Origin of the sequence: Pseudoxanthomonas sp. PXM01, assembly GCF_014851815.1 — a bacterium.
In the GTDB taxonomy this organism is placed as follows: Bacteria; Pseudomonadota; Gammaproteobacteria; order Xanthomonadales; family Xanthomonadaceae; genus Pseudoxanthomonas_A.
On record NZ_JACVAJ010000002.1, the window covers coordinates 420,968 to 442,981 of the forward strand.

20 protein-coding genes are annotated in these 22,014 nt (G+C 66.6%); 9 read left to right on the forward strand and 11 right to left on the reverse strand.

Annotated elements, in window-relative coordinates:
- Positions 1 to 28: 28 nt before the first annotated feature.
- Together IB230_RS11365 and IB230_RS11370 are read left to right on the forward strand one after the other, a co-directional pair.
- Positions 29 to 1,102, forward strand: coding sequence for a histidine kinase (locus IB230_RS11365; RefSeq protein ID WP_192272294.1), 1,074 nt, complete (start codon positions 29 to 31; stop codon positions 1,100 to 1,102).
- Positions 1,099 to 1,836 (forward strand): LytTR family DNA-binding domain-containing protein, encoded by a 738-nt coding sequence (locus tag IB230_RS11370; protein WP_192272296.1) that lies wholly within the window; start codon positions 1,099 to 1,101, stop codon positions 1,834 to 1,836. Before IB230_RS11365 ends, IB230_RS11370 begins: the two co-directional genes overlap by 4 nt.
- Positions 1,837 to 1,881: 45 nt before the next feature.
- On the opposite strand, the gene IB230_RS11375 is transcribed toward IB230_RS11370, so the two are convergent.
- Positions 1,882 to 4,833, reverse strand: a complete 2,952-nt coding sequence (locus IB230_RS11375) for a TonB-dependent receptor (RefSeq protein ID WP_192272298.1) — start codon at positions 4,831 to 4,833, stop codon at positions 1,882 to 1,884.
- A 213-nt stretch (positions 4,834 to 5,046) separates the two neighbouring features.
- On the opposite strand from IB230_RS11375, the gene IB230_RS11380 reads away from it, so the two are divergent.
- Positions 5,047 to 5,496, forward strand: coding sequence for a DoxX family protein (locus IB230_RS11380; RefSeq protein WP_192272300.1), 450 nt, complete (start codon positions 5,047 to 5,049; stop codon positions 5,494 to 5,496).
- 52 nt (positions 5,497 to 5,548) lie between these two features.
- Here IB230_RS11380 and IB230_RS11385 read toward each other — a convergent pair whose 3' ends face one another.
- Positions 5,549 to 6,103, reverse strand: a complete 555-nt coding sequence (locus tag IB230_RS11385) for a GNAT family N-acetyltransferase (protein WP_225589495.1) — start codon at positions 6,101 to 6,103, stop codon at positions 5,549 to 5,551.
- Between the two features lie 50 nt (positions 6,104 to 6,153).
- Positions 6,154 to 7,449, reverse strand: a complete 1,296-nt coding sequence (locus IB230_RS11390) for an alpha/beta hydrolase (RefSeq protein WP_225589496.1) — start codon at positions 7,447 to 7,449, stop codon at positions 6,154 to 6,156.
- An 89-nt stretch (positions 7,450 to 7,538) separates the two neighbouring features.
- Between IB230_RS11390 and IB230_RS11395 the strand changes: the two genes are divergently transcribed.
- Complete coding sequence (locus tag IB230_RS11395) at positions 7,539 to 8,045, forward strand: MarR family winged helix-turn-helix transcriptional regulator (protein ID WP_192272304.1); 507 nt, start codon at positions 7,539 to 7,541, stop codon at positions 8,043 to 8,045.
- Between the two features lie 8 nt (positions 8,046 to 8,053).
- On the opposite strand, the gene IB230_RS11400 is transcribed toward IB230_RS11395, so the two are convergent.
- Complete coding sequence (locus IB230_RS11400; RefSeq protein WP_192272306.1) at positions 8,054 to 8,947, reverse strand: LysR substrate-binding domain-containing protein; 894 nt, start codon at positions 8,945 to 8,947, stop codon at positions 8,054 to 8,056.
- Positions 8,948 to 9,080: 133 nt separating this feature from the next.
- Here IB230_RS11400 and IB230_RS11405 point away from each other — a divergent pair, with 133 nt between their 5' ends.
- Entirely contained in the window at positions 9,081 to 9,809 is a 729-nt protein-coding gene (locus tag IB230_RS11405; RefSeq protein WP_192272308.1) for a glutathione S-transferase family protein, read from the forward strand.
- 213 nt (positions 9,810 to 10,022) lie between these two features.
- On the opposite strand, the gene hutU is transcribed toward IB230_RS11405, so the two are convergent.
- Positions 10,023 to 11,690 carry a urocanate hydratase gene (hutU, locus tag IB230_RS11410; protein WP_192272310.1) on the reverse strand — a complete coding sequence of 556 codons (1,668 nt, stop codon included), beginning with the start codon at positions 11,688 to 11,690 and terminating at the stop codon, positions 10,023 to 10,025.
- 107 nt (positions 11,691 to 11,797) lie between these two features.
- On the opposite strand from hutU, the gene IB230_RS11415 reads away from it, so the two are divergent.
- Positions 11,798 to 12,526 (forward strand): ThuA domain-containing protein, encoded by a 729-nt coding sequence (locus IB230_RS11415; protein WP_192272312.1) that lies wholly within the window; start codon positions 11,798 to 11,800, stop codon positions 12,524 to 12,526.
- Positions 12,527 to 12,577: 51 nt separating this feature from the next.
- Here the strand turns inward: IB230_RS11415 and IB230_RS11420 are convergent, their stop codons facing one another.
- Together IB230_RS11420 and IB230_RS11425 are read right to left on the reverse strand one after the other, a co-directional pair.
- Positions 12,578 to 12,919: a hypothetical protein gene (locus IB230_RS11420; protein ID WP_192272314.1), complete on the reverse strand. Its 342-nt coding sequence runs from the start codon at positions 12,917 to 12,919 to the stop codon at positions 12,578 to 12,580.
- An 87-nt stretch (positions 12,920 to 13,006) separates the two neighbouring features.
- Positions 13,007 to 13,528, reverse strand: coding sequence for a nuclear transport factor 2 family protein (locus tag IB230_RS11425; RefSeq protein ID WP_192272316.1), 522 nt, complete (start codon positions 13,526 to 13,528; stop codon positions 13,007 to 13,009).
- A 57-nt stretch (positions 13,529 to 13,585) separates the two neighbouring features.
- Here IB230_RS11425 and IB230_RS11430 point away from each other — a divergent pair, with 57 nt between their 5' ends.
- The 3 genes from IB230_RS11430 to IB230_RS11440 all read left to right on the forward strand — a co-directional run bounded on the left by IB230_RS11430 (position 13,586) and on the right by IB230_RS11440 (position 16,972).
- A complete protein-coding gene (locus tag IB230_RS11430) occupies positions 13,586 to 14,851 on the forward strand; it encodes an ectonucleotide pyrophosphatase/phosphodiesterase (protein WP_192272318.1) in 1,266 nt (421 codons plus the stop codon).
- A 49-nt stretch (positions 14,852 to 14,900) separates the two neighbouring features.
- The gene (locus IB230_RS11435; protein WP_192272320.1) at positions 14,901 to 16,397 is read left to right on the forward strand and encodes a DNA-3-methyladenine glycosylase 2; all 1,497 of its coding nucleotides are present in this window, start codon (positions 14,901 to 14,903) and stop codon (positions 16,395 to 16,397) included.
- Between the two features lie 77 nt (positions 16,398 to 16,474).
- Positions 16,475 to 16,972 (forward strand): methylated-DNA--[protein]-cysteine S-methyltransferase, encoded by a 498-nt coding sequence (locus IB230_RS11440; protein ID WP_192272321.1) that lies wholly within the window; start codon positions 16,475 to 16,477, stop codon positions 16,970 to 16,972.
- 5 nt (positions 16,973 to 16,977) lie between these two features.
- Here IB230_RS11440 and IB230_RS11445 read toward each other — a convergent pair whose 3' ends face one another.
- The 4 genes from IB230_RS11445 to IB230_RS11460 all read right to left on the reverse strand — a co-directional run bounded on the left by IB230_RS11445 (position 16,978) and on the right by IB230_RS11460 (position 21,997).
- Entirely contained in the window at positions 16,978 to 17,739 is a 762-nt protein-coding gene (locus tag IB230_RS11445; protein ID WP_192272323.1) for a LytTR family DNA-binding domain-containing protein, read from the reverse strand.
- Positions 17,736 to 18,968 (reverse strand): histidine kinase, encoded by a 1,233-nt coding sequence (locus IB230_RS11450; protein ID WP_192272325.1) that lies wholly within the window; start codon positions 18,966 to 18,968, stop codon positions 17,736 to 17,738. The genes IB230_RS11445 and IB230_RS11450 overlap by 4 nt, the downstream gene beginning before the upstream one ends.
- A complete protein-coding gene (locus IB230_RS11455) occupies positions 18,965 to 20,596 on the reverse strand; it encodes a serine hydrolase (protein ID WP_192272327.1) in 1,632 nt (543 codons plus the stop codon). Before IB230_RS11455 ends, IB230_RS11450 begins: the two co-directional genes overlap by 4 nt.
- Positions 20,597 to 20,740: 144 nt before the next feature.
- Positions 20,741 to 21,997, reverse strand: a complete 1,257-nt coding sequence (locus tag IB230_RS11460) for a formimidoylglutamate deiminase (RefSeq protein WP_192272329.1) — start codon at positions 21,995 to 21,997, stop codon at positions 20,741 to 20,743.
- Positions 21,998 to 22,014 lie beyond the last annotated feature (17 nt).

Here is a 22,014-nt window from a genome sequence, read left to right on the forward strand (position 1 = left end):
CGGCGGAATGGGCTGTTACCCTTTCGCCATGGTCGTACGCAACCCGCGCTTCTGGCTCGCCGTGACGGCATGGTGGACCCTCCACGGCCTCATCCTGGCTATCGAGGGGATGACCATGCGCAGTGCCGCGGGCGAGCCGCTGCGCGGTTTCATGCACGCGCTCGCCGCCGGCCTCGTGAGCGCTTGGCTGTGGATACCGCTTACCGCCGGCCTCGTCGCGCTGTCCGAGCGGATGCCGCTCGAACAGCGCCCCCTGCACCGTGCGTTGCTGGTGCACTTCGTCGCGGTGGCCTGCGTCATTGTCTTCCGGGCGATCGCGGTCTACGTGCTCAATCCCTTCATCGACTGGTACCCGCAGCAGCCGCGGCTAGGCACCGTGCTCATCGCCAGCCTGGTGAACAATTTCCTGACCGCCTGGCTCATTGTGGGCGTTGCGCACTCCCTGCTGTTCCACAGGCGGTCCAGGGAACGGGAGCGACAGGCGATCGCCTTGGAAGCACGGCTGGCTACCGCGCGCCTACAGGTGCTATCGAACCAGTTGAATCCGCACTTCCTCTTCAATGCGCTCAACTCCGTAGCGGAGCTGGTACACCACAACCCGGATGCAGCCGACCGGATGCTGGTCGCGCTCGGCAAGCTGTTGCGGGAAAGCCTGGATGGCTCGGGTAAGCAGGAGGTACCGCTGCGCGAGGAATTGTCCCTGCTGGAGCAGTACGTCAGCCTGGAACGGCTTCGCCTCGAGGACAGGCTCCGGCTTCGATGGGACGTGGACCCGTCGCTGCTGTCCGAGCCGGTACCCAGGCTGCTCCTGCAACCCCTGGTCGAGAACGCGGTGCACCATGCGATCGGCCAGCGCATTGAGCCTGGCAACGTCACCGTGTCGATCCGGCGCATCGACCGCCGGATGCTCGTGGAGATCCGCGACGACGGTGCCGGGCTACGCCCCGACAGCGTCGAAGGCATCGGGCTGGGTAACACCCGGGAACGGCTGGAGGCACTCTACGGCGCCGATTGCGTGCTCGAACTGCTGCCGGCACCCGGGGGTATCGGCACGATGGCCCGCGTTGTGCTGCCGATCGGGGATAGAGGAATGCCGCGATGAAGCCGCTCAGAGTCCTGATCGCGGACGACGAGCCGATGGCACGCCTTCGACTGGAACGCCTCATCGGACACATGGCGGGTGCAGAGGTCGTGGCCGTGTGCAGCAATGCACGTGCGGCCATCGATGCCATCGGAGCGCATGCACCGGACGTCGCCTTCCTCGACATCCGCATGCCCGATGCCACCGGCTTCGACGTGCTGTCGGCGGTGCGCGCCCACGGCACCCTGTTCGTGTTCGTGACGGCGCACGCCGAGTACGCCACGACGGCCTTTGATGAACATGCCGTCGATTACCTGGTCAAACCCTATACCGCAGAACGGTTGGCGACAGCCATGGAGCGGGTGCGCCAGCGCCTCGAAGGTGTTGCGCCCTTGGAGAAAGCGGACGGTGGCGCACGCGAGTACCTGTCCCGGATCTCCGCCACGGTTGGGCGCCGGGTCAGGATCATCGCCGTTGACCAGATCGACCACGTACGTGCGCAGGCGAACTACGTGGAAGTCCATGTCGATGGCCGCGAATACCTGATCCGGAGCACAATCGGCGACCTCGCCCTCCGTCTGGACCCCAGCGAGTTCATGCGCGTGCACCGCTCCAGCCTCGTCCGCATCGCGGCGGTCGAGAGCCTCGAATCGGACGGCAGCGCGAGATACAGACTGCACATGCGCGGCGGATACACCGTGCTGAGTGGGAGGAGCTACCGCGAGGCCGTACGCTCCGCGTTCGGCCTCGGGTAGTCGGTCGGTGCCTTGGATGCGTGAGCACCCAAGGCGAGCACCCGGTCAGAACTTCTGCTGGTACTTCATGTAAACGAAGCGGCCGATGTCGTACTGACCGTGGTAGGACACGTTGGCGCTGGGCTGGCTGTAGAACTGCGGGCCTTGGCGGTCGAACACGTTGTTCGCACCGATCGCAATGGTCGCATTCCACGGGGCGCTCCAGCGGAGCTCCAGGTCGTTGAACGTGATCGAACCCATCTCGTTGATCGCACGCGTCTGTGCCGGATTGGCGGCGCGGAACGTCGGATTTGTGCACTCATCGGGAAACAGCGTGGCCGAGAGGCAGGTTTCCTTCTGCGACGAGTAGTAACGCGCCCCCCAGGTAGCACCGAAGCTGCCCATGTTCCAGGTCACGTTCGCGTTGGAGCGGATACGGTGCGTCCCCAGGAAGCCCGGCGAGGTGGCGTAACCCACCAGCTGCTGCGGCAGGGTGGTCGGGCTGGTGTCGGTCTTTATTTCATCCTTGCTGGTGTAGGTGGTCTGCCAGGTCAGGTTGAAGGTACCGAAACCTTCCGTCGCCAGACGATAGCTCAGGTCCAGATCGAAGCCTTCGGTTTCGCGGAAGCCGGCGTTGATGCCGGTGAAACGCAGGCTGTTGACGAAGCCCAGCGTTGCGTCACGCGTGAAGTCCGTGCAGCGCGAAGCCACGCCCAGGATGTAGCAGTCGTTCAGCATCTGCGTCGGGCTGTCGGCAACGATCGTGTCGTCGATGCGGATGTTCCACCAGTCCAGGCTGATGTTCAGGCCTTCTGCGAAGCCCGGGCTCCACACCACGCCAAAGGTCTTGGACTCCGAGGTTTCCGGAATCAGGTTCTCGTTGGCGCCGGAGAAGAACGCCACCGGCGTCTGCGCATTGCCCGAGCCCACCGGGGTCAGGCCCTGGCCCAGCTGGCGGTACGTGTTGGCGAGCGCGGCACCCATGGCAGCAACGCAGTTCGCACGCGTCGTCGCATTGGTGGCCGAGCTACCGAAGTTGGTGTCGCAGGGATCGGTGAAGAACGAGAACGTCTGCGAACCACCGCCGTACAGGTCGGCGATCGTCGGGGCGCGGAAGCCCTCGGCGTAGGTGCCGCGGAACAGCAGCGAGTCGATCGGCTTCCACTTGAAACCGAACTTGCTGTTCAACGTGTCACCGAAGGTGTCGTAGTCCGAGTAACGCGTAGCGATGTTGAAGCTCAGCTCCTGCGCGCCCGGGAGGTCCGACAGCAGCGGGATCGCCAACTCGGCGTAGATTTCATCGACCTTGTAGCTGCCGTCCGTCGGACCGGCCGACAGGGTGGTCGAGTTGCCGGTGACCGCCATGGCATCCGGGATGAACTCGCCCGATTCCTTGCGGCTTTCCACGCCGACCGCGAAGCCCAGGTCGCCGCCCGGCAGGGCGAACAGCGAACCCGCGATGTTGGCGGTGAAGACTTCGGTCTCGGTCTCGCCCGAGGAGTTCAGCGTCTGGAACAGGAAGTCGATCAGCGCCTGGTTGCCGGTCAGGCCGCCATCACCCACGCGACCGTAGGGGATGAACGGATTCCACGGCACGCAGCTGGCCAGCGGGATCGGGGCAGCGGCGGTACCGCACTGCACGACGCCCTGGGCGTTGAGGAAGGACGGACCCACGGCCTGACCGACGCGCGCGACGTTCAGGTTGCCGTAGTTCTCCTGGGTGACCTTGTTGTTGTTGTACAGGTAGCCAACATCCCAGTCGAAGATGCGCTCTCCCACGTCGAAGCTGCCTTCCAGCGCGGCAGAGAACCGCCATGTGGTGGACGTGGGACGATCCACGCGCGGGATCTCCCACGTACGGCGCCAGTAGTTGACGGCCTGCGGCGTGGCGTAGCCGTGGTGCGTGCCGACCGGGTTGTAGTAGCTGTTGATCGCCATGGTGGTGCCGGCGAACGCGCCGCTCTGGAACGGATAACCGGCAACCTGGCGCTCGGCGTCGCGCTGGCTGTACATCATGTTGCCGCGGAAGCGCATTGCGTCATTGATGTCGAAGACGCCATCGACGAACAGCGAGCGGCTTTCCAGCGGCGTACGTAGGTGGGTCTGCTGGTTGGTGTTGCTCTTGTCGACCGTCGAACCGTTCGGATCAGCGGCGCCGGTACCCGTGTTGGTGTTCAGCGCGTGGAAGTTGTTGATGTTGCGCCAGTCCGCACCCTGATTCAGGACGCGGTTGCCGCCCAAACCGGCGGGCAGGTTGATCACGCCCCACTGGCTGACCGTGGTCCAGCCGCGGGTCGGGTGCCACTGACCTTGCGGATACTGCGAGAACGGCCGATCGGCCGCCATCACCTCTTCTTCCTTGCGGTACTCCACGGCAGCGGTCAGCGAGCCACGGTCACCGGTGAAGCCCATGACGAAGTCGGCACGGGTGGTTGCGCCGTCACCTTCGCTGTACTGACCGTAGTAGGTCTGAGCGGTGGCGCCTTCGAAATTGGAACGCGTGATGATATTGATTACGCCGGCGATGGCGTCGGAACCGTAGATCGACGAGGCGCCGTCCTTCAGCACTTCGATGCGCTCGACCGCGGCGGTCGGGATCAGCGAAATGTCCTGCAGGCCATTCGTCGCGATTCCGAGTCGTTTGCCGTTGACCAGGATCAGGGTGCGCGTTGGGCCCAGGTTACGCATGTCGATGAACTGGCCTCCCACGTTCTCGCCGGCCGACAGCGGCTGGGCGCGGCTGATGGCAGGCGCTCCGACGGCGGAGATGTTCTGCAGGATGTCGGCGACCGACTGGAAGCCCTGCTTTTCGATGTCCGCGCGGCTGATGGTCAGCACGGGAGCGGCGTTCTCGACGTCGACCTGGCGGATGCGCGAGCCGGTGACTTCGATCCGGTCCAGCGTGGTGGTATCGGCCTGCTCCTGGGCCGTGACCGGTGAGGCTGCGAACAAGCCAGACATGCCTGCGGCAGTGGCGAGAGCGTAGCGAATGGCCGATGCGAGTGGTTGGGTCTGCATGATGACTCCGGATGGATGAGATGCGCGGCGATACCGGCCCTGCGAACCTACAAATTCTTAACCATCCGATTTACGCACCCGCCGCCAGCCCGTTTGGCACGATCCGTCAACTCACCACGCCAGGGGATTCGCTCGCGGTTCTTGCCAATCCATGCACAACACCACGTCCCGGCTGGCGTGAGTATCTCCGCTTCAAAACGGCAGGAGTTGATGATGCAAGCGTCTCAACCAGGGCAGCCGATCGGGGATGAGGGCACCACTTCACGCTGGGAGACGCTGGCGCTGCTGTGTCTGCGCGTCCTCGTCGGAAGCTTCCTCGTATGGGGCGTGACCGACAACATCATCTTTCCGGCAAAGATGGACATCTTCGAAGCATTCCTCGAGACCCACGGCTTTCCATGGCCGGGATTGAGCGCACGTGTATCGGTATGGGCGCAGTTCCTGTGCGGCCTGTCATTCCTGAGCGGCGTAGGGTTCCGGCTGGCCGGCGCGGTTTGCGCACTCAACTTCACGGTCGCGGTCGTGATGGTGGACTACAAGTTCGGCATACGCGGGGCGTTCCCTGCCGCGCTGCTGGCTGTGACTGGACTGTATTTCTCAGCACGCGGTCCTGGTCGCGCAGCCTTGCGTTTGCGTCGCGTGTGGGCCGGCTCAAGGAAGTAGCACGCAAGCCCACCCGAATCTGCACGCAGCGCAGTAGCCAGGGCTTGACGAGTTAGGTTTCTGATTCCAGAAACCGATACATGACGTACGCATCCACATGGCCAAGCTGCTTGTGCCGGAAAGCCTTTGGAAGTGTTCCAGCGATAAAGAACCCGAATCGCTTGTACAACTCAACAGCAGCCCGGTTTGAGCTGACGACGTAGTTGAACTGCATTGCCATGAAGCCCTCTTTTCTGGCTTGGGCAAGGCTGTGCTGGACAAGAGCTGTGCCAACGCCGCTGCCCTGAGCGACAGGACGCACAAGATAGGTGGCACTTGCAACGTGATTGCCGCTGTCGGGGTAATTGGCGCCAAGCTTGTACATGCCGAGAACATCAGCTCCGATGACCGCCACGTAGGCGGTATGGGAGCCAAACCAATGCGACTGGAATGTCTCCCGAGTGAACTGCTCGGAGAATGGCAGAGCATCCCCAGCGGAAATGATCGACCGGAAGATGTCCCACATTGAACTCAGATCGTTGGCTGTTGCTTGTCGTATTCCCATGGAGATTGAAAAGACACCCAATACGGCCCGGGTCAAGCCGCGCCGTAAAGCGGCGTCGGCCATGTCAGGCTACGGCCCAAGGTTGTTAGGAATTTCGCTGCGCGACCCTCGCATCAGTCTGCTGGCCCCTGCTTGATGAAGTTCACCATCATCTGCAGGTAGCCCTCCGGCTGGCGGGTCGAAACACGCTCGCCCTTCGAGTCTATTTCAAACTCGTACATGCCATGGTCCGCCTGCGGAAACGTCGCCGTCGTGATGGGGCGGCCCGCGCGCTTGAGTACGTCCAGCCTCCGCAACGTCTCGAAGGGCGGCGCATCGCGATCCTGTCCGCCGAAGATCCATAGCTGCGGCACGTCCAGGTTGGCCAGCACCGGCATCGGATCGTAGTGCGCCGGCACCCCTTCCAGGAGTGCCGGAAAATCCCGGCGCACTACGGACTCGGGCGTAGTGAGGAGGTAGGACGTGAAGTTCCCGCGGACGAATGGGAACCAGGGCTCATTCCCGTACTTCGCCTTCACCGCCTCGAGCTGCTCGAACCCGTCCGTGAAGTCGCTTTCGACGATGGCGGCGGTCGCGTCCGCAATGTCGCTTGCCTTGCGCTGCACGCCCGCATCGAAGCCTGCGCGCTCCATGTCGAAGGCGATCGCCTCGCGATCTTCCTCGAGCGGTGAGACCGCGAGGCCGAAGCTGACGATCACGAAGTCCGCCGGCTCGATCTTCGCGGCCAAGGGGGCCACCCAGCCGCCCTGGCTGCCGCCCTGGTATCCGATGCGCCCGCCTGCGCGCCTGCCGGCGAGACGCTTGGCCTCGCGCATGGCGTGGACCGCATCGGTGGCCAGCGTGAGGTAGTTCTGGGTGTAGCGCCCACCCGATTTCCCGGTACCGCGCTTGTCGTAGGCGAAGACGCCGATGCCCTGGCTCGCCAGTTCGCGCTGGAGGGAGTATGACTCCACCGCCGAGGAGCGTTCCGCGCCATGGACCAGCACGACCAGCGGCACGCGGCCGTCACCCGGCGGGAGCGTCAGCCGTCCATGCAGCGTGGTCCCGCTTCCCTGGAAGCGCGTATCGATCTGCATGAGCGGTCGCCGTTTTCCCGGCATCCCGTCGAACAGGATCTCGCCGCGCTCGCAGTCCACCACCGTCAGCCGATGACCATCCGGACGATCGGTCCAGCCGAGCGTGCTCGTCCACACACCGTCCGCTTGCCGTGCCAATGCTCCGGTCTGACCGTCGGGTCGGCGCCAACGGAGCGCGCCGGCTGCACCTGGCCCGAGATCGAGCGCACTGCCGTCGACCAAGCGATAGCCGCCCGTATGGCAGGGAGCGGCGGGCGCCTCGGATGCCGCGGGTCCGGCCGCCAGCACGCCTGCATGGAATGCGGCCAAGGCGAGGCCCACGGTGATCGACAATCTGTGCATAACGGGCCATTTACGTTAGTATTTACGTAAATGCTGTCGCGTTTGGGTTGGCGCGTCAACCCCGGGAGATCGACCACAACATGACCGACTTCATCCAACGACAAGGGCCCGCGTTCCTCGCCCACCTGTTGCGGCGCCTTGCCGACGAGCTCGTGCAGGGCGCGACGGAGTGGTATCCGACGGTCGGCGTAACGGCACCGCCGCGCACGATATCCACGCTGCTGGCCTTGGACGAGCATGGCCCATTGGGCGTCACGGAGCTGGCGGGCCTGCTGCGACAGTCGCATCCGCTGGTGATCATCTGGATCAAGGAGCTGACCAGGTTGTCGCTGGTGAAGTCGCGCGATGATCCGTCCGACCGTCGCAGGACTCTGGTGGCGCTGACGAAGAAAGGGCGCGACGAGTTGGTCCGAATCCGCAACGCCCTGGTGGTGATGGAGCAAGCATCCACCGAACTGCTGGCGCTGGCCGGGCCCGATTCGTTCCAGGTGCTGTGGGCGCTGGAACAGAACTGCCGGAAGCTTCCGTTCCTGCAGCGCCTGCAGGAGAAAGAACGTCAGAGCGGGGACATCACGCCCCAGGGCTGAAGCACTGGCTACGTGATTTCCCTGAAGCACTCGACGAGAAACTCCAACGTTGCACGCACGGCGGGCAGCTGGCCCCGCCGATGCGGCATCACCAGCGACGTCGTCACGGTACCGGCGTTCCACGCCGGAAGTACGCGCACCAGTTGTGAAGAGGCGATCGCATCACGGCACATCCGCTCCGGCAGGCAGACGACGCCGAGCGCCGCAATGGCGGCGGCGATAAGTACCACGGTTTCGTTCGCCACCATCGCCTGCTGCGGGGAGACCTCCGCGTGTTGACCGTGCGCGCCGAACAGGCGCCATACCCCCGCGGAGGGCGCGGCGAGCAGGCCCAGATGATCCTGCAGATCGGCAGGGGACTGCGGCATCCCCTGCAGATCGATATACCCGGGCGCCGCGACCAGAATGATCGGTTCGACGAGCAGCTGCCGCTGCACCAGGCCCGAATCCGGCAGCGGTGCGAAATGGCTGCGCACCGCAATATCCACACCTTCTTGTAACACGTCGACGAAGCGGTCGGTGACGTCGAGCTCCACCCGCACCTTCGGATACGCACGCGCCAGGCGCGGCAGGTGCGCGGCGAGATCACGCTGCGCGACCGGAACGGATGCACTGATGCGCACGGTGCCGCTGGGTTCGGCCTGACGCCGGCGGACGATGGCCTCGGCAGCCTCGGCTTCGACCAGGGCCGCGCGCGCATGGTCGTAGAAGTCCCGTCCGAGTTCGGTGAGGGTGAAGCTGCGCGACGTGCGCTGGATCAGTCGCGTCGACAGCGCATCCTCGAGCTCGGCGACACGTTTGCTGATGGTGGATTTGGGAAGACCAAGCCGGCGCGAGGCTGCGGCAAAGCCCCCGCTTTCGACGGCCGCGACGAAAAGCACCAGATCATTGAGATTGAGCATGCAGGCCGATCAAAGTCTACACATGTGGATGATAAGTCCATTTTTTGCCGACTAGTAAGCCAAAGTCCATGAAACTACCTTGTCCGGGACGGCCATGACCGGTCGACCACCCTCCCAGACAGGAATCCACGCCATGCAGACCTCCCGTGACAACCACCCTCCCGTTCTGTTCTACGGCGTGCCTTCGGGATGTTCATTCGGCTCCATCGTTGCCCTGGAATGGCTCGGCCTGCCCTACCACCTCTGCCGCATCGAGATGCCCGGCGTCGTCAGCAGCGACGCCTACAAGCGCATCAACGCGGTCGGCGAAACGCCCACGCTGCGGACCGCGGCAGGTGACTTCATCAGCGAGAGCATCGCAATCCTCAACCACATCGGGGCATCGGATCTCGATCGTGGAATCGCTTTCGCACAGGGAACACCGGGCTTCGACCGGCTCAACCAGATGCTGGCGTATCTCAACACCAGCCTTTTCGATGCGTACGCCCCGTTTTGGTACACCTTGGAACATGAGCTCGACCCCAGCGATAAGAAAGTGCTGACGGACTATGGCCAAGCCAAGGTGCTCAAGGCGCATACCGATCTTGAGGCGATGGTGGGCGAGAAGCCTTGGCTGCTGGGCGAGCACCGCACGCTCGCTGATGCGTACTTCATCGGGATCGCTCGATGGAATGAATATCATCAGGTCGTCGACCGCCGGGAGTACCCGAACCTGCAGCGCATCTATGACCAGTTGGAGGCCGATCCAGCGGTCGTCTTCGCACATGCGATCGAACGGCAGCAGCCTCCGATCGGTGCAGTCGGCCTCATCGGCCACATCGCGCTCGAAGAGGTATTGGAGCAGGTTTTGTCCGCCAAGTGAGCGAAGGCCGATCACTGGACTGCAGCCTGTGGATGCATCGCACCTCAAGGCTGACCATCGCCTCCGAAGTACGCACGCGTGCGGTCGCGCCGCACGGTGGAGGATCCGATCCGAAAGTCCGCGCTGGGTCGCAAACAGCCTCGCCATCCCGGCAGCGCTTACAGGAACGGCCCGCAATCGCGGGCCGTTCAGCAGTCATCGTCACTACAATCCTCACACCATCGGCAGCTTCAACCCCTGCTCCTTCGCGCACTGCACGGCAATGTCGTAGCCGGCATCGGCATGGCGCATCACGCCGGTGCCGGGGTCGTTCCACAGTACGCGGGCGATGCGCTTGTCCGCCTCCTCGGTGCCGTCGCAGACGATGACCACGCCGGAGTGCTGCGAGTAGCCCATGCCGACGCCGCCGCCGTGGTGCAGCGATACCCAGGTGGCACCACCCGCGACGTTCAACATCGCGTTCAACAGCGGCCAGTCGGAAACCGCATCGCTGCCGTCCTTCATCGCTTCGGTCTCGCGGTTCGGCGAGGCCACACTGCCGCTGTCCAGGTGATCGCGGCCGATCACCACCGGCGCCTTCAGTTCACCGTTGCGCACCATCTCGTTGAACGCGAGGCCCAGCTTGTGGCGCAGACCCAGGCCGACCCAGCAGATGCGCGCCGGCAGACCCTGGAAGCTGATGCGCTCACGCGCCATGTCCAGCCAGCGATGCAGGTGGGCATCGTCGGGGATCAGTTCCTTGACCTTGGCATCGGTCTTGTAGATGTCCTCCGGATCGCCACTCAGCGCGACCCAGCGGAACGGACCCACGCCGCGGCAGAACAGCGGGCGTACGTAGGCCGGCACGAAACCGGGGAAGTCGAACGCGTTCTTCAAGCCCTGGTCGAACGCCATCTGGCGGATGTTGTTGCCGTAATCGAAGGTCGGCACGCCCATCGTCTGGAACGCCAGCATCGCTTCCACGTGCACGCGCATCGCCTGCTTGGCGGCATCGCGCACGCGCTCGGGGTCGGACTTCTGCGCGGCCAACCACTGCTCGACCGTCCAGCCGATCGGCAGGTAGCCGTGCACGGGATCATGCGCGCTGGTCTGGTCGGTGACGGCATCCGGACGCACGCCGCGCTTCACCAGTTCCGGCAGGATCTCGGCGGCGTTGCCGAGCAGTGCGATGGATTTCGCTTCTCCTGCCGCGGTGTACTTCGCGATGCGCGCAAGCGCGTCGTCGAGGTCGGTGGCCTGTTCGTCCACGTAGCGTGTGCGCAGGCGCATGTCGATGCTGGACTGGCGGCATTCGATGTTCAGCGAGCTGGCGCCGGCCAGCGCCGCGGCCAGCGGCTGCGCGCCGCCCATGCCACCGAGGCCGGCGGTGAGGATCCACTTGCCGGTCAGGTTGCCGCCGTAATGCTGGCGACCCATCTCGACGAAGGTTTCGTAGGTGCCCTGCACGATGCCCTGGCTGCCGATGTAGATCCACGAGCCGGCGGTCATCTGGCCGTACATCGCCAGACCCTTCTTGTCGAGTTCGTTGAAGTGCTCCCATGTGGCCCAGTGCGGCACCAGGTTGGAGTTGGCGATCAGCACGCGCGGCGCATCGGCATGCGTGGGGAAGATGCCGACCGGCTTGCCCGACTGCACCAGCAGGGTTTCGTTGTCGTCGAGTTCGCGCAGCGACTTCAGGATGGCGTCGTAGCAGGCCCAGTCGCGCGCGGCACGACCGATACCGCCGTAGACGACCAGCGCGGTGGGATCCTCGGCCACTTCCGCATCCAGGTTGTTCTGCAGCATCCGGTACGGCGCTTCGCTGAGCCAGGACTTGCAGGTGAGCGTGGCGCCGCGCGGGGCGCGGATGACGCGGGACGGGTCGTGGCGGGGATCGGACATGGCGGGTTCCAGATGCAGATTGGCCGCCATTATCGCGGCGGCCCGCGGTCGGGCGCGAGCCGGGGCGATGCTGCAGTGCGTGATCGCTGGCATGGCAGAATCGGACCATGACGCCCCTCCGCTTCCCTGCCCTGCTGCTGGCCGGCCTGTTGGCAACGGCGCCGCTGGCCGCTGCAGCACAGGACCGCGTACTGGTGTTCTCGAAGACGGCGAAGTTCCGCCACGAGTCCATTCCGGTAGCCGTGGCGACGCTGCAGCGCCTGGCGGCTGCCGAGGGCATGGCGGTGGATGCGACCGAGGACGCCGACGTGTTCACCGCCGCCAATCTGGCGCGCTACCGCGTGGTGGTGTTCGCCAGCACCACGGGCGATGTGCTGAACGAGGCCCAGCAGGCGGCGATGGAAGGGTTCGTGCGCGGCGGCGGCGGCTTCGTCGGTGTGCATGCCGCCGCGGACACGGAGTACGACTGGCCCTGGTACGGGCGGCTGGTAGGCGCCTACTTCAAGAACCACCCACCGGGACTGCAGTCCACGCACGTGCAGCCGGAGCACGACGGCCAGCCCGTCGGCGCACGCTGGCCGATCACCGACGAGCTGTACAACTACCGCGCGAATCCGCGGCCGCAGGTACGCGTCATCGCCACGGTGGACGAACGCGAGTACGAGGGCGGACAGATGGGTGACGACCACCCGATCGCCTGGTGCCACGCTTTCGATGGGGGCCGCAGCTGGTACACCGGGTGGGGCCACGAAGCGGCTGTCTACGCCGATGCGAACGTCGTCGCGCACCTCCTGGGCGGGCTGCGTTACGCCGCCGGACGTTCGGACGATTGCTGAGCCTGGCCGCTTCCCGCATATCGCGCGGGAAGCGGGCGCAGGGGCCCGGCCTCAGTTCATCGCCGGATCGAGCGCGCGCAACGCATCGGCGAGGTTGGTGTGGCCGGTACGGTCGATGTCGTCCTTGCTGTAGACGCGACCAGGCTGGCCGGTGCAGCGCGGCTTGCCGTCACGCTGGGTGATGCGGCTGCCGGTGTGGCGCAGGCAGTTCTCCTCGGACAGACGCTTCTTGCCATCGGCTGCCACGGGGGTCTGCCCGTCGGGGGCCGCCTGCGGGACCCGTTCTGCGGGGGTTGGCGCAGCGGTTGTCACCTGTTCGGTGGTGGTCTGCGCCTGTGCGGTCGCGGCGGCCAGGCTGACCGCCAGGGCCAGCATCAGGGGAAGGCGTTTCATGGGCGGCTCCCGGGCGTGAATGTGACTTCACGATACGCCTGCCGCCTGCGGACAGCACCTCGGCAACGCCCTGCGTTTAGGCCAGCCTCAGCCAGCGGGACAGGCGGCGCCTTCACCGTCGCGGAAGCGCTGCACGGCTCCGGCGTCGGCCGGTTGCGGCGGGATGCCATCGTCGAACAGCACCCGCCAGACGCCATCATCGCCACGCTGCCAGACCGAGCCGAACCGCCCGATCCGGGTGGCCCCGGTCTTCGGGTCCTCATACAGCGCGGGACCGCTCGAATAGGCGGTGCGGCCGTCGCCGCCCAAGGTGACGACAGCCGGGTACCAGCGCAGGACAAGTGCGGTGCCGTCGATCAGGCCAGCCCACTCGCGAGTGATCGCCTCGCGGCCACGGGTCGGTTTTCCGCTGACGCCGAACGCGGCATCCGGGTGCAGGTGCTCGGCGAAGGCCGCGGCGTCGTGCTCGGCGACGGAGCGGGCGAAGCTCTGTTCACGCTGCCAGACCGCGCATTCGGCCCCGCGGATGGCATCGGTGGCGCCTGCGCGGCAAGGCGCGATGGCGCACGCCAGCAGCAGCACGGACGAAAGTCGGACGACCTGTGTCATGCGGATGCTCCCTGAGTCTGCCAAGCTGTACGCGATTTCAGCTTCTGCACCTACCGCATGCGCCTGCCATTGGTCAGGGTGACGGTGCTGGCCGCCCTGATGTGGACGGCCGGCTGCACCACCACCCCCTCCGCTCCCTCCACGACGCCGCCCGCACCGCATAGCGTCGTCCTGATCTCCATCGACGGCCTGCCGGCCAGCGCCCTGGGCCGCGGCAACACCCCCACGCTCGACAGGCTCGCCCGCGAGGGCGTGCGCGCCGACTGGATGAATCCCTCCTACCCGGTGCTGACGTTCCCGAACCACTTCACCCTGGTCACGGGCCTGCGCCCGGACCGCCACGGGATCATCCACAACAGCATGCGCGACGACGCCGTCGGCGGCTTCAAGGTGACCGACAAGGCGGCCGGCGCCGATGCGCGCTGGTGGCAGGGAGAACCGATCTGGAACACCGCCGGCCAGGCCGGGCTGCGCACCGCCGTCTGGGCATGGCCGGGCAATGCCGCACCGATCAACGGCCTGCGCCCCACGCGCTGGGTACCGTACTCGCCGGAGATCGATTCCGCCGCGCGCGCCGACCAGGTCGCGGCCTGGATGACAGAACCGCCGGCCACCCGCCCGCACCTGGCCGCGCTGTATATCGAGCGCGTCGACAACGTCGGCCATGAAAAGGGGCCCGATGCACCGGAGACGCGCGCGGCGATCCGCGAAGTGGACGCGGCCGTCGGCCGCATCGTGCAGGCACTGGACGCGCACGGCCTGAGGGCATCGACCGACATCGTGGTGGTCTCCGATCACGGGATGGCGCCGGTGCGTCCGGACCAGTACATCGCCATCGAGGACATGGCCACGATCGAGCAGGCCGAAGCGGTCAGCACCGGCCAGGTGATCGGCTTCAATCCGCGTGCGGGTCATGAGGCGTCCACCGCAAAGCGCCTGCTCGGCCGCCACGACCATTACGAATGCTGGCGCAAGCAGGACCTGCCGGCGCGCTGGCATTACGGCGCGCATCCGCGCGTGCCCGCGATCGTCTGCCAGTTCGACGAGGGCTGGAACGGTGTGCCCGCCGAGCAACTGGCGCGGGTGCCGACCGACCGCCTGAACCGCGGTTCGCATGGCTACGACAACACGCTGCCCTCCATGCGCGCGGTGTTCGTGGCCGCAGGCCCGAGCTTTCGCCACGGCATCACGTTGCCCGCGTTCGACAACGTGGATGTCTATCCGCTGCTGGCCACGCTGCTGGGCATCACGCCGGCGCACAACGACGGTTCGACGGACGTGTTCACGCCCGCGCTGATGCCGCGGACAGGCGCCTCCCATTGATGTCCGGAACCGGTGAGTCCGTGCGCAGGGGCGGTGCTAGCCTGCCCGCATGGTCACCGATGCCACCGCCCTGCCCGATCCGCGCGTCTGCGAACAGGCGCGACTGAGCCGCGATGCCCGCTTCGACGGGCTGTTCTTCACCGCCGTCACCAGCACGCGGATCTACTGCCGGCCGGTCTGCCCGGCGCCGGCACCGAAGCCGTCCAACATCGTCTACTACCGCCATGCGGCGGCGGCCGAAGCGGCCGGCTTCCGTCCCTGCCTGCGCTGCCGCCCGGAGCTCGCGCCCGGCGACGGCGCATGGCGGCGCGGCGACGATGTGGTCGCGCGTGCGCTGAAGATGATCGATCAGGGCGCACTGGTCGATGCGCCGCTGGCGAGCCTGGCCGACAAGGTGGGGCTGGGCGAACGGCAGTTGCGCCGTCTCTTCAGCGAACGATTGGGCGCGACCCCTACCGAAGTGCATGGCACGCGCCGGCTGCTGTTCGCCAAGCAGTTGCTGACCGAGACCGCGCTGCCGATCACGCAGGTGGCGCTGGCGGCCGGCTTCGGCAGCCTGACCCGCTTCAACACCACGTTCCGCGAGGAGTACCGCATGGCGCCGCGCGAACTGCGCAAGCGCGAAGCGACGCCTTCGCATGACGTGATGACGCTGCGGCTGGGCTATCGCCCCCCCTACGATCTGGCTGCGATGCTGGATTTCCTGCGCGGGCGCGCGTTGCCGGGCGTGGAAGTGGTCGATGACGCCAGTTACCTGCGCGTGATCGGCACGGCCGATGCGCCGGGCTGGCTGCGCGTCAGCGCGTGGGGCGCGGATGCGCATGCGCTCAAGCTGGAACTGCATGGCGCCGCACCCGCGCGCTTGCTGGGCATCGTGCATCGGTTGCGCCGCATGTTCGACCTGGATGCGGATCCGCACGTCATCGCGCAGGCGCTCGGCGGCGATCCCCGCCTGCGTCCACTGCTGGAGGCACGTCCCGGCCTGCGCCTGCCGAGCGGCTGGGATGGTTTCGAGATCGCGGTGCGCGCGGTGATCGGCCAGCAGGTCAGCGTGGCGGCCGCGCGCACGCTGACCGCGCGGTTGGCGCAACGGCATGGCACGCCACTGGACATGGGAACCGAGGGACTGACGCACCTGTTCCCGACGCCGGATCGACTGGTCGACGTCGACCTGACCGAGATCGGCCTGACCCGCGCGCGCGCCGACACGATCCGCGGACTGTCGCGCGCGCTGCTGGACGGTCGCGTCGACTTCCATCCCGAACGGACGCTGGACGATTTCACTGCACGCTGGGTGGCCCTGCCCGGCATCGGTCCGTGGACCGCGCACTACATGGCGCTGCGCGCGCTCGGCCATCCGGATGCCTTCCCCGCCGACGACCTGGTGCTGCAGAAAGCCGTACCCACCGATGGCGTACGCATGACCGCGAAGGCGCTGACCGCTCGCGCCGAAGCCTGGCGGCCGTGGCGCGCGTATGCGGTGATCCATGTGTGGAAGGGCAGCATGGCGGCGCCGAAACCCGCGGCTGTTGTGGGAGCGACGTGAGTCGCGATGAAGCTTTACCGATAACCCATCGCGACTCACGTCGCTCCCACAGGACACATCACCCTTATCCTGCCCCCATGATCCTCTACCGCCACCTCGACAGCCCCGTCGGCCTGCTCACCGTCGCCGCGACCGATGCCGGTCTGCATGCGATCGAGTTCCCGCGCAATCGGCATCCTGCCGATCGGCACAGCTGGACCGAAGGCGACCACGCGTTGATCGGCCTGGCGGCCCGGCAACTGGACGAGTACTTCGCAGGCAAACGCCATGCCTTCGACCTGCCGCTGGCACCCCGCGGTACAGAATTCCAGCTCACGGTATGGATGACGCTGGCCGGCATCGGCTATGGCGAGACGATCAGCTATGCGCAACTGGCGCAGCGCGTGGGCAAACCCACGGCGATGCGCGCGGTCGGCGCGGCGAACGGGCGCAACCCACTGCCGATCGTGCTGCCCTGCCATCGCGTGATCGGCGCGGACGGCTCGTTGACCGGTTTCGGCGGCGGCCTGCCGACCAAGCAGTTCCTGCTGGAACTCGAAGGCGCATTGAAGAAGGCCGACGACCTGTTCGGCTGACGCGCCTACATGCCGCGGAATCGCTGCTGGAACGCGGCGCTGACCGGCAACACGTCGGTGCGCCCCTTGACGCTGAGGTGATGGCGGCCGAGTTCGTCCTTGCGTACGCGATCGATCGCCTGCACACGAACCAGCACGCCGCGGTGCACCTGCCAGAACACCTCCGGGTCCAGCCCGCCCAGCAGTTCTTTCAGCGTCATCCGGATGATCGCCTCGTCGCCGGCGGTGACGACGCGCACGTACTTGTCCTGTGCCTGGAAGAACAGCACATCGTCGATGGCGATCATCCGCACGCTGTCGCCGACACTGGCGGTGATCCAGCGGATCAGCCGGTCGCCCTGCGGGCGCAGGCGCGCCTCCAGATCGTCGATCAGCGTGCGCAGGTCCGGAGCACGCGCATCAGCAAGCCGCTCGCGCACGCGGGCGACCGCCTGTTCGAGCCGCGCATCCTGCACCGGCTTGAGCAGGTAGTCGGCGGCGCCGGCCTCGAACGCGCGGATCGCGTAGTCCTCGTAGGCGGTGGTGAAGACGACCAGGCCGCCCTGCGCGACGACCTGGCGTGCGACATCCAGCCCGCTGACACCCGGCATGCGGATGTCGAGGAAGGCGACCTGCGGTCGATGCTGCGCGACCGCCTCCATCGCGGATACGCCGTCTTCGCAGATCGCGACCACGTCAAGCTCCGGCCACGCTGCGCGCAACTGCTGCTGCAACGCGCGGCGCTGCGGCGCCTCGTCTTCGGCGATCAGGGCGGTCACGGTATTCATTCCGGTGAACCTACCGGCACCCGGATCTCGGCGCAAACCCCGCGACCGGCCGTATTGGGCGTCAACGCGAAGGCGGCACTCGTACCGTAACGTGCCGCCAGCTGTTCGCGCACGTTCGCCAGGCCGACGCCGGTGCTCAGACCGGGCTGCAGGCCGGCGCCATCGTCGCGCACCTGGACGCGCAGCACGCCGTCATCACGGGACGCGTCGATCTCGATCCGGCCCGGGCCGGGACGTGGCTCGATGCCGTGCTTGATCGCGTTTTCCACCAGTGTGATCAACAGCGAAGGCGGGAAAGGCAACGCACGCAGTGGCTCCTCGGCCCGCACGGTGTACGTCAGCCGCCCGCCCATGCGCACCTGCATCAGCACGAGATAACTCGCGCAGATATCGAGTTGCTGGCCCAGCGTCGCATGCAGGCCGCGGTCGTCGCGCAGCTTGGGAATGGTCGCGCGCAGGAAATCGACCAGCGCGTCCAGCGTGGCCTCGGCCTGCGCGGGATCCTGCCGCACCAGCGCGCGCACCGACGCCAGCGTGTTGAACAGGAAGTGCGGTTCCACCTGTGCCTGGAGTACGCCCAGGCGCAGGTCCGCTTCGTGCACACGACTTTCCAGGGCGTGCACTTCACGCGCATGGTGGTGATCGTCCCAGCGGCGCCGTTCGCTGAAATAGGCGCGCAAGGCCAGACCGCCACCGAACAGGCCGTAGATGAGCACCAGCGCGGCCACATTGATCGCCAGCCCGATCGCTTTCAGCAGCGGCGCGACCGGCGCCATCTGTTCGGCCGTCGGCAGGCCGGCGGCCACCATGCCCGGCCTGATCAGCTGCTCGATGTATGACGAAGCAACGCGATCCACGAAGAAGCTCAACACCATGCCGGCCAATACCGCCATCACCACGGCCTTGCGCTCACGCGCCTCCGGCCAGCGTGCATGGCGCACCGCCGTGGCCAGCGCGGGGCCCAGGGTCGCCATCAGGCTGAACGCAACGAACTGGATGACCGTGACCTTCGACGCGACCGCAACGTCGCGGACGGCGATCCCGGTGCCCGCGCCGATGAACACGGCCACCACGGCGATGACACTGCAGAACAGCAGGCTGCGTCCTGCCAACCAGCGCAGGCCGAACACCGGATACCGGCGATAGCGGCTGAGGACGGTGGTGCCGCCCACCAGCACGTCCGCAGGCAGCGGATCACCCAGCAGGTAGTTGTCGCGCGATCCGCTCACTTCCTTTCACCCCGCAGCTGCTGGCCCGCCTGCTTCAGCGTCAGTGCCACCACCTTGCCTGCCGCATCACGCTCGAAGCTGATCTCCGCGCCCACCGCGTCCATGACGAAGACATCCCGTTGCACCGCCTTCACGGGCAACGCGGGTTGACCCGTGCCCTGCACCGTCAGCGCATCACCCTGCACCCTGACGGTCAGGCCGAAGCCCGGCACCAGCGGATACTCGCCTTCGTAGTCGGGCAGCGTGGCGGCTTCGACGGCAAAGGCCGGCCGGGTCGTCGCCTTGTCGATGCGCGTGGCCGGCACTGCGGCTCCCATCTGCATCCAGATGAACGTGTAGCCATCCGCACCACGCTGCGGCCGCAGCACGGCATCGAAATCGCGCGGGTAGAAATCGCCGGCACTGTCGTGGCCCATCCTGTACGCGCCCTGCCCGGCGGGATGGATCTCCAGGGCGTCGCCCTGGCGGCGCAGCGTCATCTTCATGCCGCCGGCCAACGCATAGTCGCCCACCAGCCCATCGAGCAACGCGGCATCGGGTTTGACTTCGACGCGCGGCTTGCCCAGCGGGAAGCTGGTGTCGACCAGGTGCAACCCCAGCGAGCCCAGGCTGCCGATCGAGTTCCATGTCGTATCCGAGAGGATCACCACACCGCGTCGCTGGTCCTTGTCGAACGAGACGAACGACGAGAAGCCCCCCGTGCCGCCTTCATGCACGTGCACCGTGCGGCCGCCGACCGGCATCAGCATCCAGTTCATCGCCATCGGCGGTGCATCGGACACTTTCTGCTGCGACAGCTTCAGCGCCGGGGCGATGATGCTCGCTTCCGCACCCAGTTGACCCTGCACGTAGCGGACCATGTCATCGAGCGTGGCGCGCACGCCACCGACACCGGCGAGATTGGTCTGGAAGCGCCACGCAGGCGTTGGCCTTGCATTCGGCGTGTGTCCGACCGCAGCGCGTACGCCGGCCGGCGGCGTGTTGATATAGGCGTGCTGCATGCCGAGTGGCGCGAACAGCCGCTGCTTCATCAACGTTTCCATGTCCGTGCCGGCGCGCCGCGCCACGGCATACGACAGCACCATCGAGGCGAAGTTGGAGTATTCGAACGTCGTGCCCGGTGCGGCCGCCAACGTGACGTCGCCGAGCGACGCGAGCAACGCCGCTTCGTCCAGCTTCGCGTACGGGTCGGTCATGTCCGGCGCGCCCATGCGCGAGGGCAACGACGGCAGGCCGGAGGTATGGGTGACGATTTGCCGCAGCAGGATGGGCTTGCCCTGGTAGTCCGGCAGCTTCGTGCCCGGGGGAAGCCAGGCGGACAGCGGATCGTCCAGCGACCCCTTGCCGTGCCCGATCAGGTCGGCCAGCAGCGCGGCGGTCATGGTCTTGCTGACCGAACCGATCTCGAACGCGGTATCCGGCCCGATGCGGGCGGCATCCTTCGGATCCGCGCACTGGAACGTGCGGGCCACGGATCCGTTCTCGATCACCGCCACCGCCATGCAGGCGCCGGTGCGGTCGCCCTGCAGGCGCCTGGCGACCGTGTCGGCCAGCGTGGCGTCGGTCATGGCATGGGCGGAACCACTGGCGACGGCCAGCGTCAGGGCAAGGGTGTGCGAGTAGGGCATGGCGAAGCTCCTGTAGGGACAAGAGCCATGCTGCCGCAGGCGCTTAACCGGTATGCGCCTATCGGATGGGACCTGGAATGCCGGCGATGGAACCCCCGATCCGGCCGATGACCGATGGCACAGGCGGGTCATCGCCGGCCGGCCTCAATCACGCAGCAGTCGCCGGAGTGTTTCGCCGTAACGGCGCGCGATGGCCTCGCCGTCCGCATGCCGTCCCTCGGAAACGACGGTGCGTCCCGCCACGCGGACCTGCTTCACCAGCGGCCGATTGCCGGCGAACAGCCAGCGGTCGACGACGTCGTCGACCGTGGCGCCCGCCAGCACCGGAGCGGCGGCATCCAGCAGCACCGCGTCTTCTCTGACGGACTGGAAGCCCGTGGCATCCGATGCGCTGTCCAGCACGCCCCCCAGCAGCGTTTCGCCGACGCTCGGCGAATGCGTGGTCACGGCGATGTTGCGGTGACGCGTGACCAGGCGCTGGCCGTACTCCAGCCAGCGCAACTCCTCGACCGGCGACACCGACACGTGCGAATCCGAGCCGATGCCCCAGCGCCCGCCCGCCTGAAGGTAGTCGCGCAACGGGAACAGGCCGTCACCGAGGTTGGCCTCCGTGGTCGGACAGATCGCGACGGTGGCGCCGCGGGATGCGATGCCGCGCGTCTCTTCCTGCGTCAGGTGGGTGGCATGCACCAGCGTCCAGCGACGGTCGACGGCAAACTCCCGCAGCAGCCATTCGACAGGTCGCGCGTTGCGGACCGCCAGGCTGTCCTGGACTTCGCCCACCTGTTCGGCGATGTGGATGTGGATCGGCGCGTCGGCCGGCAGCGCCGCCAGCACCTCGCGCATCGCGGATTCCGGCACCGCACGCAGGCTGTGGAACGCGCAGCCGATGCGCACTTGCGCGTCCTGCAACGGATGCAGGTCCTCGAGCAGCCGGAGGAAGTCCCCGACACCGTGGCCGAAGCGCTGCTGCCGTGCCGACAGCGCCCGCCCGTCGAAACCGCCCGTCATGTACAGCACCGGCAACAACGTCATGCGGATGCCGGTGTCGCGCGCAGCGGCGATCAGCGCCTTCGACATGGCGGCCCGATCGGCGTACGGCGTGCCGTCGGGCTGGTGGTGCACGTAATGGAATTCGCAGACGGTCGTGTATCCGGCCTCCAGCATCTCGGCATAGAGCTGCGTCGCCACGGCGTACGTGCTGTCCGGATCCATCCGCGCCGCGAAGCGGTACATGATCTCGCGCCAGGTCCAGAAGCTGTCCTCCGGATGCGTCTGCCGTTCCGCCAGACCGGCCATGGCGCGCTGGAAGGCATGCGAATGCAGATTGGCGATGCCCGGTACACGCCAGCCGCCTTCGACAGCGGTAGCCAAGCCTGCGGTGGAATCGGGGTTCGACATGGCGGTGCTTACGGCCG